At 28.3% G+C, this 14,107-nt stretch carries 7 protein-coding genes; 1 reads left to right on the top strand and 6 read right to left on the bottom strand.

Going from position 1 to position 14,107, the window contains the following annotated elements; translation table 11 throughout:
• Positions 1-223 precede the first annotated feature (223 nt).
• From BUB01_RS09220 to BUB01_RS09240, 5 genes are read right to left on the bottom strand one after another with little or no spacing between them, the layout of a single operon-like run.
• Positions 224-1,654 carry a HAMP domain-containing sensor histidine kinase gene (locus BUB01_RS09220; protein WP_072986420.1) on the bottom strand — a complete coding sequence of 477 codons (1,431 nt, stop codon included), beginning with the start codon at positions 1,652-1,654 and terminating at the stop codon, positions 224-226.
• A 19-nt stretch (positions 1,655-1,673) separates the two neighbouring features.
• Positions 1,674-2,357 (bottom strand): response regulator transcription factor, encoded by a 684-nt coding sequence (locus tag BUB01_RS09225; RefSeq protein ID WP_072986421.1) that lies wholly within the window; start codon positions 2,355-2,357, stop codon positions 1,674-1,676.
• Between the two features lie 26 nt (positions 2,358-2,383).
• Positions 2,384-3,151 carry an ABC transporter permease gene (locus tag BUB01_RS09230; RefSeq protein WP_072986422.1) on the bottom strand — a complete coding sequence of 256 codons (768 nt, stop codon included), beginning with the start codon at positions 3,149-3,151 and terminating at the stop codon, positions 2,384-2,386.
• A gap of 23 nt (positions 3,152-3,174) precedes the next feature.
• Positions 3,175-3,999, bottom strand: a complete 825-nt coding sequence (locus BUB01_RS09235; RefSeq protein WP_072986423.1) for an ABC transporter permease — start codon at positions 3,997-3,999, stop codon at positions 3,175-3,177.
• A 34-nt stretch (positions 4,000-4,033) separates the two neighbouring features.
• Entirely contained in the window at positions 4,034-4,774 is a 741-nt protein-coding gene (locus BUB01_RS09240) for an ABC transporter ATP-binding protein (RefSeq protein ID WP_072986424.1), read from the bottom strand.
• A 353-nt stretch (positions 4,775-5,127) separates the two neighbouring features.
• On the opposite strand from BUB01_RS09240, the gene BUB01_RS09245 reads away from it, so the two are divergent.
• A complete protein-coding gene (locus tag BUB01_RS09245; protein WP_072986425.1) occupies positions 5,128-5,685 on the top strand; it encodes a nucleoside 2-deoxyribosyltransferase in 558 nt (185 codons plus the stop codon).
• A gap of 166 nt (positions 5,686-5,851) precedes the next feature.
• On the opposite strand, the gene BUB01_RS09250 is transcribed toward BUB01_RS09245, so the two are convergent.
• Positions 5,852-13,927: a DUF7507 domain-containing protein gene (locus tag BUB01_RS09250; RefSeq protein ID WP_072986426.1), complete on the bottom strand. Its 8,076-nt coding sequence runs from the start codon at positions 13,925-13,927 to the stop codon at positions 5,852-5,854.
• Between the last annotated feature and the right edge of the window lie 180 nt (positions 13,928-14,107).

Genomic DNA, 14,107 nt, shown 5'->3' on the forward strand with positions numbered 1-14,107 from the left:
AAGTGTAGCATCATATAAAATATAAAACTTATCATTTTCTGCACAATTTAGAGAAGTACTGTAAAATCACTTGGAATAAGATATCATTAAAAGTTGCTAGTATTATTGATTTTTTAAAAGAAATAAATGATTTATAAACAAATTACGGTTATAATAGCTATGAAACATGATATAATCATATATTTCATAGCTATTAATCTTTAAAATAAGAATGTATCTTTTATTATATACTTAAACTTTTAATATAAAAACTTATTAGAGCCCCTCCATCATTATTGTTAGAAGCCACTATCTCTCCACCATGCTTTTCAATTAACAACTTACATATATAAAGTCCAAGTCCTGAATGTCCCTTTTCTTCCGACCTTGATTTATCACCCTGATAAAATTTTTTAAATACATTGTTTAATTCCTCATTATTAAATCCTTTACCTGAATCGTTAATTGAAAAATTTATTTTATCTTTTAAAGATGATATATTCATTTCTATTTTCCCATTTTTAGGTGTAAACCTTAAACTATTTGAGAATAAATTGTCCATAACCTCAGAAATCCTTAGACTATCCATGATTATAATATCACTTTCTATATTATCTTTATTTAAAATTAACTCAACATTTTTTTCTTTACAAAGAGTAGTGTATTCTAACTCTTTCTCGTTTATAAATGCAGACAAATTCAACTTAACAGGAATTAATCTAAAATCTGGTCTTTCAATTTTTGATAAAGTATTTAAATCTTGAACTAATGATATAGATCTATCTGTATTATTTTCTATAATTTCTAGATAACGCTCTAATCTCTCTGGCTTTTTATAAGCACCTTCTTGTAGAAGCTCAACATGTCCCTTAATTATTGTTAATGGAGTTTTTAAATCATGAGATAATGCTGATACCATATCTTTTCTATCTTGTTCAAGCTGCCACTTCTTATTTAAAGTATTTTTAAGTTCATTTTTCATAGAATTAAATGAGCTTATAACACTACCAAGCTCATTATTAAATGGATAATATATATCAAAGTCCAAATCGTTATTTTTAATATTATTTGAAGCGTCTATAAGTAATTTTAACGGCTTGTTTATGTTTTTTGCAAGCTTACTTCCAAATATAAAAGTATAAAGTATTATAAAAATAAATGGACCTATTAAAAACATTAATATTATTATAAAGGAAGTAAGCTTTGAATCTTCTACTGGAGTTACTCTTATTGGATACTTAAATATTATAGAACCTTGTAAACTCCCTTCATTATCTAAAATAGGAGCATACCTTGTTATTATATTTTTATTACTATCAAAAGTATTTATCTTTGATAGTAACTCCTTTTTATTAGCTATGATTTTCTCATTCATGTTTCCATATAATATACTTCCTGAATTATCTATAACTTGATATTTAATACCACTTATTGGAGTATCTTTTTCCAAAGTATTTTTAAATGATGAATCTAAAACTTCTTTACTCCTTGTTTGTATATAGTCTTGCACTATAGTACTATTCTGCTCATGATAATTTGCTTTATATAAAACATGGTTCTTTGTCAATAAATAAAATAAACCCTCAATAACAATCAATACAGATACAATACTACATACTAAAACAACTATAAATGTATATATCAATTGCTTTTTTAATCTTAACTTTTGAAACATGATTTTCACCAGCCCAACTTTATTTCTCCCATCTGTAGCCAACACCCCATACAGTTTTTATATATTCTTTATTTGTATTTATGCCTAAAAGCTTAGCTCTAGCTTTTTTTACATGTTCAGCTACTGTAGATGAATCACCTTCTGCATAGTATCCCCAAACCTTTTCATATATTTGTTCCTTAGAAAAAACTTGTCCTGCATTTAATGCTAACATTTCAATAATATCAAACTCTCTTTTTGTAAAGGAAATAGGCACTCCTTTAAACTTTATCTCTCTTGCTTTAAGATCTATTGAAAGCCCATCAAAACTTAAATAATTTCTATAATTTATATCTGATTTTCTTTTTTCTCTTCTTATATGAGCTACTACCCTCATTTTTAGTTGCTTTATACTAAATGGCTTTGTAATATAATCATCACCTCCAACGGATAACCCCTTAATCATAGCGTCTTCTTCACTTTTAGCAGTTAAAAAGATTATAGGGCAGGAAACTAAATCCCTTATATTATTGCAGACTTCAAATCCATCTCTACCAGGCATCATTACATCTAAAAGAATAAGTTCAGGATTTAGTTTAAGTTTTTCTATAGCTTGATTTCCATTAAAAGCTTCATAAACAATATAATTTTCATCCTCCAAAGCATCTTTTATTAAGGATACTATATCTTTCTCATCATCTATCACAAGTATCTTTTCATACATTATGCCTCACCTCTTTAGGATATATTCTAGCATTTATAGTCTTTATTTACAAATAATACCATACTACTCAAGAATCCTATTATTATTATTAAAAGACTATATAAAAGTACAGACATACTTATTCCTGACAATATATCGAAAATACCTTTAGTAGAAAATATGAGAAATTCTAATTTGTCTACTATATATAATGAACCAAGACATACTCCTACACTTCCAATAAACGCTAGTACAGAGTTTGGCATAAGTACTCCCATTAAAGCATTTATACTTAATATGGCTAATATAACAAGATATTCACATAAATAAAACTTAAAATTAAAAAGTAATGCACCTACTTTTGAAAAACTACCTGCTATATTAAAAAAATTAGCTTCAGATGCTTCAGGTAGTGCCAAATAACCAAAAACTATTGTTATTATAAAAGTTATTAAAATAAGTATACCAAATGTTATTGCCTGTGAAATCCATTTTGATAAAAACATCTGCAATTTGCTGTAAGGTCTTATCATTATCATCCTATAATAACCATTGGTTCTTTCACTATTAAAACTTTCTGTAAATAGCATAGGACATATAATAATAGCTAAAACCATATGAAATTCCCTTAATATAAATGGAGCAAAATTTAATGAATTAAGTTTTACACTTATCTTTGGATCATAAAATCCTGTCTCACCAATTTTTACAAAAAATAATATAAGAATAAGTAAAATCATACTTACTATAAAAGTTACTTTAGTTTTCTTACTGCTAAAAATCCTTTCTAATTCACTACCTATCAAATTTTTCATTCTCATTCCTCCCAGATAAATCTTTATATTAATTGATCCTGCTTTGAAAATACAAAATAACTTAAGGTTGAAAATATTAATGTATAAGCTAGTAGCACAAATGAAATGTATAAAAATAAAGTATGTTTTTGACCAAGCATAAAAGCTATTCCCATATGTTGAATATGTGTAAGTGACAATAACATTATTTTATTTATTAATAAGCCTCCACCTCTAAAAAATGCTTGCAATATTATAGGATAAGTCATAGATATTAATATAAAACCTACATTTACACCTAATGCAATAATTACTGACTTACTTATAATTGAAATAAAAAACACTACTGATGAAATAGCTATAAGTGTTAATAACGCCAAAAGATAATATTTTACAGAATACATTAAACTAGCTGAAATTCCAAAAACTTTTACATGATAAAATATTGATATATCATTAATCTTAGGAAACAAAAAGTATCCTAAAATTAAACTAAACAAAAAATAAATCAAACTGTATAATGCTATAGTTACTATTAAAACTAGAAATTTAGCTATAAATATCTCTGAAAATTTAATTGGTCTTATCATAATCATTCTTAACTGACCACTTCTATATTCTTCTGTGATACTCATAACAGCTATTAATATAACAATCAAATTAAAGGCTAATACAAGTTGTTCTTGTATAGCTGCAGTTGGAAAGTTTCCAAAAGAAGTAAACTGAGGACTATCAAATATTACTTTCTGATTTACTCTTAGGTAATATTTTGCTGATGCATATAAAATAATTGGAATAGAAAAAAAACAAATCCAAATAGTTTTCCTACACCAAAGTCTTTTCCATTCACATAAAAACAAATTCTTCATTTATAAATCACTCCTAACAAAGTCTTCTGCAAATTTAGAAATTACCACACATTAAGTCTATAAACACATCTTCTAAACTTTCACCTTTACTGGATTTAGCTAGTAAATCTCTAGTATTACCACTCCAAACTAAGCTACCTTCCTTTATTACAATAAGCCTATTACATATTTTTTGAAGCTCATCTAAAAGGTGACTAGAAATAAAAAATGTTATTTTCATTTCCTTATTAAGCTTTAGTATAAGATTCCTAAGTTCAATCATTCCCATAGGATCTAAACCATTAGCTGGTTCATCTAAAATTATTATCTTAGGGTTGTTTAAAAGTGCTTGAGCTATCCCAAGTCTTTGCTTCATTCCTAAAGAATAGGTAGAAACCTTGTCATCAGCCCTTGATTCTAAAGAAACTATCTCTAAAACTTCTGAAACCTTTTTTCTTTGTTCTTCCTTACTCATATTAGGATTAAGTCTTGCAAGATTTTTAAGTAATCTTCTTCCTGTTAAATAAGGAAAAAATATAGGACTCTCTACTATAGCTCCTAAATTTTGAAGAGCACTTATTCTGTCTCTATGAACATCTATATCATTAAGCAATATTTGCCCAGAGTTTGGTGATATAAGTCCTGTAATAAGTCTTATCATGGTAGTTTTACCAGCTCCATTTGGACCGATAAACCCACAAATATCACCTTCAAATAAATTAAAGCTTATATTATTAGAAACTTTTCTTCCTTTTAGATTTTTTGATACATTTTTAACTTCCATAACTTTATTCATAAATATTTACCTCCAATATCCTTATTTTAATAAGCTGTTTCTTCTTTCAAGGTTATAATAAAAGATATTTTTAAAGATTTTATAAAGAAATACCTTTTTATTAAATACATACTTAGTAAAATAATTACTATTGATATTATGTTTAGCATATTAAAACTGTAGCAATATTAAACTAAGTAACAGGATTATATATGAATGACTAATATCTTTTATCTTTTTTATGTAAACCTTTAAATTTTTTAATTGACAGTAATATAGCAATAATATATAGTAATATTTAAACATTACATATTATTTTTTATAATACTGTAAATGTAAAACTATACAAAAAAATATTTATGGGGGAGTTAATTATGGAAAAAACAAAAGTAACTTTAGAACTAAATGAGAATGAACAAAAGCTACTATATCTGGCAGGAAAACTATTTAAAGATGCTGATATTAACCAAAGATTATATGAAGAAAAGCTTATTAATGAAAAATGTAACCAAGCAGGCAAAGAAATTAATATTTACAATCCTATTAATAATGATGAAATTACCTTTGATTCTAATACAAATGCAAATAAAATTTTTATGGGTGATTTAAATAGTTTAGCAAAATCAAACGTTGTACTTGCAGAACTTGATGATGAAGATTCTGGTACAATGTATGAACTTGGTATAGTTACAGGAATCAATTTAATTTATGATTTACTAAAAGAAGGTTATACAATGGACCAAATCATGAAAGCGATTCCAAAAAAAGATATTTATGCACATATGTCTGATATTAGACAAGATAGACTTGGTAGCAAAGATGCCCCTTGGGGAATAAATCAATTTGTAGTTGGCGGAATTGAATTCAATGAACATGGAAAAATATTGAAACATGTAGAAGAAGCAATAGATGAAATTGTAAAAAATATATAAAACCTCTTTAAAATGTCTCTATAATTATCCTATAATTAAATATTTAATAGATATTACTATCTTAATTCCAAAAATAAAACATAATAACTTATATTAAAAAGAGGCATATCAATGTTGATTTTCAAATCAATTAGATATAGCCTCCTTAGATTTTAAATTAAAGTAATTAGCTAATTACCTTAACCTTGTATACAACAACAATTATTTCACCAGGTAGCATTGTGTTTAGAGGGAATCCAGCTTCAGGGTTAAGTGCTGGATAACTTAATCCATTTATAGTTACAGAGCCTGTAACAAATACTGAATTTTGAGGTGTAGGATCTAGGAATACAACATTAGTTGCATTTATATTACCTGTATTTGTTATTGTAACTGTATAGGTTAAGTTTTCTCCTATCGTTGCAAATTGTTTATCTACTACCTTAGTTACAGATAAATTACCTAAAGCAATATTAGTAGTTACAGTGTTAGAATTAGAAGTTCCATTAATAGGAGATTCTTTTGGATTTACAATATACTTATAATTTATAACAGCTTGATTTGTCACCTTATTAGTAGGTGGAACTGATAATACATCTGCACTAAACTGAACTGTTACTACATTACCTATACCTATATCATCTAAAGAAAATCCTACTGTAGGATCAAAGCTAGGCTTGCTTACTCCATTTACTAATACAGAACCAGCTTTAAAAGTTGCTCCTACTGAAGGAGTATCTTGGAATAAAACGTTAGTAGCAATAGAATTTCCTGTGTTTGTTATATTAACTGTATAGACTAGAACGTCCCCTATTGTAGCTATTGTTTTATCAACTGTCTTTGTAGTAGTAAGCTGTCCTTTTACAACATTTGTAGTTGCAGTATTACTAAATGTTGTCTTAGTTATTATTGATCCGCTTGGATCTATCTTATAACTAAATTCTACTTGAGATTTATTTAATATTTGAGGCGGAACTGGTAGAGCATTTATCTTAACATCAAATATAACAGTTACTGATTGATTTGGAGCAAGATCTCCTAGACTAAATCCTGTAGTTGGATTTAGATTTGGATAAACAACTCCATTTATAGAAACTGTTCCTGAAATATACATAAGCTCAGCTTGAAGTGTATCATAAAAACTTACATTAGTAGCATTTACATTTCCTACATTTGTGATTACTGAAGTGTATATTAAAGTATCATCTACCTTTGCATAATCCTTATCTACAGATTTATTAACTGCTATACTTCCAACATTTATTTGAGTTGAAACTGTATTAGAAGTTGCACTTACAGGAATGTCTGGTCCTTGTGGATCTACTCTGTAGAAACCATTAACTGCAGCATAGTTTGTTACTTGAGGTGGAACTGGAACTGAATTATCCTTAACCTGGAATTTTACAACAACAGTATTACCAGCTAGTATATTACCTAATGAAAATCCTGTTATTGGATTATAATTTGGATAGGAAACATCATTTACAAGTACACTTCCATTTATAAAATTAGCTCCATTTGATAGTGTATCTATAAAGAATATAGATGTTTCAACACCATTTCCAGTATTCTTAACTGTAATAGTATAATTTAGAATATCATTTATTGTTGCATAAGCTAAATCTACCACCTTAGCTGCACTTAATCCACCTACTATTATTACTGTTGCTACATTATTAGATTGAGCAGTCTTAGTATAGGTGGCTCCGTTTGGATTTATCTTATAAGAGAAGGTTGCATTTGCAAAATTTTTAACTGCATATTCTGCGGGAAGAGAATTGACTGTTACCTTAAATGATACTGTACTACTTCCTAATGCCTGTATTGTTCCTAGACTAAAGCCTGTTTGTGGATTAAAATCTGGCTTACTTTCACCATTTACTATAACTGAACCGGCATTAAATGATACTTCACTTTGTAATCCATCTAAGAATATTACATTAGTATTATCTATATTTCCTGTATTATTAACTACTACAGTATAGGTTAATATATCTCCTATAGTTGCCCAAGCCTTATCTACTTGTTTAGTAAGAGTCATCTCACCTTTGTTTATCTGAGTTGTAACAGTATTGCTAGTAATTTCTGAAATTATTTCTTGACCTGATGGATCTATCTTATAAGCAAAAGTTAAATTTGCTGTATTTGATACTAAAGAAGGAGTTGGAAGGCTAGTTACTAAAGTATCAAATTTAACAACTACTGACTCTCCTAAAATTACAGTACCTAAGGTAAAACTTTGATATGGGTCATATCCTGGTTTAGAAACTCCATTTATCGTTACAGAATCAGTGACAAAATTTAACCCGCTTGGAATAACATCTCTAAAGTTAACACTTGTTAAATTTACATTTCCTTCATTAAATACTGTAATAGTATAACTTACTGTATCACCAATTGTTGCATAAGCTAAACTGACTTCCTTTTGTGCTGATAATTTTCCTATATTAATTCTAGTTTGTACAGTGTTGCTTATTGTTGTAGCTAAAATAGCAGGATTATTAGGATTTACATAATAAGCATAACCAACATTTGAAGTATTGTAGATAATATAATTACTTGGAAGTAAATTTACCTTTACTAAGAAAGTAATAGTAACAATAGAATTTGGAGCTATATTATCTAAATTAAACCCGGTATTTGGATTAAACGAAGGCTTACTAACATTATTAACTTTGACTGATCCACTAACAAAGCTACCTTCTGCTTGAATCATATCTTGAAATAACACACTTGAGCATTCCACATTACCAGTGTTTTTAACTGTTACTGTATAACTTAAATTATCTCCAATTGTAGCATAATCCTTATCTACAGCTTTATTGACATTCAAGTGTCCTAAATTAATATAAGTCGTTACTTTATTAGAGGTTACTGTTGTTTCTATAGTTTCTGTAGGTGTTAATTTATAACTAAAGGTAACATCTCCAGTGTTTTCAGCCTTTCCTGAAACAGGTACAGAATCTACATTTACAACAAAAGAAACCACATTTATTTGATTTGGAACTAAATCAGGTAAACTAAAACCTGTATTAGGATTATAACTAGTCTGATTTACAGTATTTACTATTACTGTTCCTTCCTTAAAAGAAGTTGCATTTGGAACAATATCTTTAAATGATAATCCTGTAGCATTTACTGACCCAGTATTTTTTACATATACTGTATAGGTTATAGCATCATCAATGGTTGCATATGACTTATCTACAGCTTTAGTAAGTGTAAGTTCACCATAAGCTATATAGGTTGTTGTTATATTAGTTGTTATTGTTACTGGAACAGCAGGTTTACCTGGATCTGGTTTGTATTCATATTCAATAGTTGCAAAGTTCTCAACTATATTGTCACTTGGTCTAGTCATAACTGTTGCTGTAAATATCACCGTGGTAGATGTTAATCCTGCTATATCATCTAAACTAAATCCATTATTAGGATCATAGGTTGGTTTAGAAACTCCATTTACTATAACAGAACCAGAATCAAAACTTATATTAGTGTCTAATATATCTTCAAAATATACTCTTTGAGCTGCAATATTCCCAGCATTATTTAAGATTACTGTGAATGTTAAAGTATCTCCTATTTTAGCTATTGATTTATTTACTGATTTATTTGCAGATATAATAGCAGCATTTACATTAACTGTAGTTTGATTTGATGTTACTTTTTTAGATACTGGAGTTCCATTGGGATTTACATAATATGAAAAATTAACATTACCTGTATTATATAGTTTTCCTGATGTTGGAACTGAATTTACTGTTACACTAAATTTTACAGTTACATAGCTACCAATTGGTATATTATCTAAAGCAAATCCTGTATTTGGATTGAAACTTGGCTTATTGACTCCATTTACATAAACTGATCCTGAATTAAAAGAAGATTCAACTTGAATAATATCTTGGAACATGAAGTTACTTAAAAGTGTATTTCCTGTATTAGTTATTACAAAATTATAAATAACTACATCTGTTAATCTAGCGTAATCTCTGTCCGCAGTTTTAGCTATTGTTAAACTTCCTACGTTAATATTTGTAGTTACTAAATTACTTGTAACATTTCCTATTATAGGTGTCTCATTTGGATTTATTTTATACTCATATGATACATTAGAAGTATTAACTACTTTCCAATCATCTGGTAGACTGTCTACTTTAACCTTGAAAATAACAGTTACTGAATTATCCTTACTTATTGTATCTAAAGTAAATCCTGTGTTTGGATTATACTCCGGCTTTGACACCCCATTTACTATAACCGAACCAGAAACAAAACTTGTATTAAAAGGAATAACATCTACAAATTTAGTATTAGTTAAATCTATATTACCTGTATTGGTTATAACTGAAGTATAAACTAATTCATCATCTATTGTTGCATATGACTTATCTACAGTTTTTACATTAGTTGCTGCAGCTTTATTTATATTGGTTGTTACGGTATTACTAGTTTTATTTCCATTAAAAGTTGCACCAGATGGATCTATCTTATAATTATAATTTATAGTAGCAAAGTTGCTTATTACTGGAGGTGTTGGAACATTTATTACCTTAACCTTAAATGATACTACAATAAAAGTTCCTGTTATCATATTACTTAAGTTAAATCCTACACTAGGATCATAACTTGGCTTACTTACACCATCTATAACTACTGACCCCTCTACAAAGGATGTTCCATTTGGAACTAAATCTAAGAAATTTACATTGGTTAAATCTGTAGTTCCAGTGTTTGTAGCTGTTACTGTATAAGTTAATATATCATTAATTGTAGCATAATCTTTGTCTACCTGTTTTGTTAGTGTAGCTGAACCTATATTTATAACTGTTGAAGCTGTATTACTTGTAGCGGTTTTACTTATAACAGGATTACTTGGATCTACTTTAAATTCAAATGATGTTGAAGCTGTATTATTTAAAACATTTGGATTAGGAACACTATTTACTGTAACACTAAAACTAACTCTAACAACTTGACCTACATTTAAATCTCCTATAGTAAAACCTGTATTTGGATTAAAACTAGGCTTACTAGTTCCATTTATAAATACTGAACCTGCTACAAAAGTAGCTCCCTGAGGTACTATATCCTTAAAATTAGTATTTTTAACTGTTGTATTTCCTATATTAGATACATTAAATGAATAATTTATTGTATCACCTATAGTTGCATACGCTTTACTTGCTGATTTTGTAATTGTTAAAACACCATTTATAATATCAGTCCTTGCTTCATTAGAATAAGTTGTTTCTGTTATGGTTGGTGAAGAAGGATTTACTTTATAGCTATAACTTATTTGTGACATATTTACAACATAAGCTGGTGGTGGTGCTGTAATTACCTTTGCTATAAACACTATTTCATGAGTTTCATTTGGATAAATATCTGGCAAACTAAAACCATTATTAGGATTGATATCTGTATAAATTACTCCATCTATAACTACATACCCTTGTATAAAACTTAAATATACCGGCAAATTATCTACAAAAGTTACATTTGTTAAAGGTACTGTTCCATTGTTATTTATAATTGTTTTATAAACTAAAGAATCTCCTAATTGAGCATAAGCTTTATCTACTTCTTTATTTATAGTCATACTCTTTTTATTTATTATTGTTTGAACTGTGTTGCTAGTAATTGTATCTACTATATAAACACTACTTGGACCTGGTTTATAACTGTATATTAATTTAGAATTATTATAGACTACATTAGGATTTGGAACTGCTATTACCTTAGCTTGATAACTAACATTAATAGTTACTCCAGGTGAAATAGTTCCTACACTAAATCCTAGATTAGGATTATATCCTGGATAAGATACACCATTAATCTTAACTGAACCTGCTACAAAAGTTGTATCTGATTGAATATCTGACAAAAATGTTGTATTTACTGCATCTATATTTCCTGAATTAGTCAAATTTACTGAATAGTATAATATATCTTCAATAGTTGCATACGCTTTATCTACAGTTTCAGGATTAGTCATAACTACAAAGTTAGACCTTGTAATAACCTTATTAGAATCCTTCTCTGTAGATATAACTGGACCTTCAGAACTTATTTGATATTTAAAAGGAACCTTTGCTATATTTTCAACTGTTTCTCCTGGTTGAATTTCATTTACTAATACCTTATAAGTTATAGTTACAGTTTGCTGAGGTGTTATTGTAGCAACTGAAAAACCTTCAAATGGATTTAATAGAGGTTTACTTTGTCCATCAATAGTTACACTTCCACTAACAAAACTTGCTCCTGGAATATCTGGCTCTTTTACTTGTACATCTGTAGCATTTATATTTCCTACGTTAGTTAATGTTAAAGTGTAAGTTACTTGATCCCCTACATTTGGATAATTATTATTATTAGTCCTATTTCCTACTATATCAACATAGTTTACTTGCACTGAAGTCACATTACTCATTATTGTTTTTTCTATTAACGCTGGATATTGATTAAACATATAATTAAAAGTTACCAAAGATGAATTTTCTATTTTAGTTGATGGAGGAAGTGAATTTACAGTTACTGAGAATTTTATTTCTGTAGAAGCATCTTTTAATAAGTTTTCTAAGCTAAATCCTTGACTTGGATTTAAAGTAGGCTTATTAACACCATCAATTGTTACACTCCCTGTAACAAAAGTGGAGTAACTTCCTATAACATCCTGGAAAAGTATATTTTGAGCCGTTTCAGACCCTATATTCTTGATATTAATTGTATATAATAAATTATCCGAAATATTTGCATTTAATGCAGAAACTGATTTTGTAACTTCTAAATTTCCTGATTGGACTATTATCGTGATTGTGTTAGTATTATCATAATTTATATAATTTGGTGAACCAGAACCTGATATGAATTCATAATGATAACTTGCTATAGAGCTGAATTTTCCATTCTGTGGTTGTGAATTAACTCTAACAGAGAAAAATATATTAGTTACTCCAGATGGGTCTATGGTTCCAACATTTACTCCATTTGCAATATTCGCACCTATCATAGTTACACTATTTATTTTCACTGAATTTGGTATAAATGAACAACAAGAAGCTATGGGACATGTCACTGTTACATTATTTGCTGGTCCTTCTCCATTATTTTTTATTTGTACATGATATATTAATTGTTCTCCAACTTCAACGTTATATTCACTATCTCCATCAGAATCAAAAGCATCTAATGTTGTAATTATATTAGGAGCCAAAGCTCTTACTTGGGTACCTAAGCCTAAAAGTTCTAATTCTGAATTTGTATTATTTTGAGATATTTGTATAGCTACTTGATTTTGGTTTTGTGATAATGCTGAATTTAAACTTATATTAGTTAAATCCCATTTATTCCTTGCATTTAATACTTGGGTTGGCACAAAAGCATCATGATTTTTACTTCCATTTGTACCATTTATATTGATAAGTCCAACACTACTATCTAAAGGATCACAAACATTTATTTGACCTGCAAATAGATTATTATAAGGGTTATTAGGAGTTGTTCCCGGATTTGCATTTGGAGCTCCAACAGAATTACCAAGCTGAACTAAACTTGCAAAAGATGCTCCAGCCTTTAAACTTCCTGATATTATGCGAGGATTTCCATTTGCTGCAGCTAAAACTATATTACCTTTTAATCCCATAGTATCATTTTCAGTTGTAAATCCTGTTAAAGTTGTTTGAATTGGCGTACTTTGATCTATATAAGATATACCAGATGAAAAATTAATCTTATTAGGTCTAAAACTTGTATTTCTATACACTACAGCAAGAGTCCATCCTGCTCTAGTATCACTTAATCCAGTAGTAGGAATACTTGTTGGAACATTTGATACAGTATAACTTCCACTTAATGAATTTGCTATTATATTTGTAACATTTGCAGATCTAAATCTTTCAATAGATCCAGATGGTGCAGTATAATCTTCTGTATTTTGTGGGGTTATAGTTATAGAATTTATAGGTGTCATTAGATTTATAGGTGCATTTGCTGTACTTATAACATTAAGAGCTGAAGGATCATTGCTTGTAACAGTTGAATACCAAATTAATTCTGCATACAAAATAGTACTATTAGGTAATATATTTATACTTGCAGACGAACCTGCCTTTGTATAATCTCTAGTAGCTGTACCTGCGGTAGTTATCATATCTGATGTGTTAGCATTTAATGTAATAGTATCACCACATACTACTAAACTATTTCCTGTAGAAACTATAATTGCTTTATCAATACATGAAAATCTATTAATTAGAGTCACGTTTCTATCCTCCTTAACTTGTGAATTAAAAATATTTTGCATTACTTATATTTTATGTAGAGAATTTTTCTTTGCCACATTATTAATTGTATAGATTATATGAAAATGGATAAATCTTTTCATTGTTAACTATAGATTATCAATTTTATAATCAATTATATATTGAACTCCTATTGAATC

Source organism: Clostridium cavendishii DSM 21758 (assembly GCF_900141845.1).
GTDB lineage: Bacteria > Bacillota > Clostridia > Clostridiales > Clostridiaceae > Clostridium_AG > Clostridium_AG cavendishii.

Bases quoted from the DNA above. Each gene is read 5' to 3' on its own strand.
- BUB01_RS09220 (WP_072986420.1), bottom strand. From the start codon at position 1,654: ATGTTTCAAAAGTTAAGATTAAAAAAGCAATTGATATATACATTTATA.
- BUB01_RS09225 (WP_072986421.1), bottom strand. From the start codon at position 2,357: ATGTATGAAAAGATACTTGTGATAGATGATGAGAAAGATATAGTATCC.
- BUB01_RS09230 (WP_072986422.1), bottom strand. From the start codon at position 3,151: ATGAAAAATTTGATAGGTAGTGAATTAGAAAGGATTTTTAGCAGTAAG.
- BUB01_RS09235 (WP_072986423.1), bottom strand. From the start codon at position 3,999: ATGAAGAATTTGTTTTTATGTGAATGGAAAAGACTTTGGTGTAGGAAA.
- BUB01_RS09240 (WP_072986424.1), bottom strand. From the start codon at position 4,774: ATGAATAAAGTTATGGAAGTTAAAAATGTATCAAAAAATCTAAAAGGA.
- BUB01_RS09245 (WP_072986425.1), top strand. From the start codon at position 5,128: ATGGAAAAAACAAAAGTAACTTTAGAACTAAATGAGAATGAACAAAAG.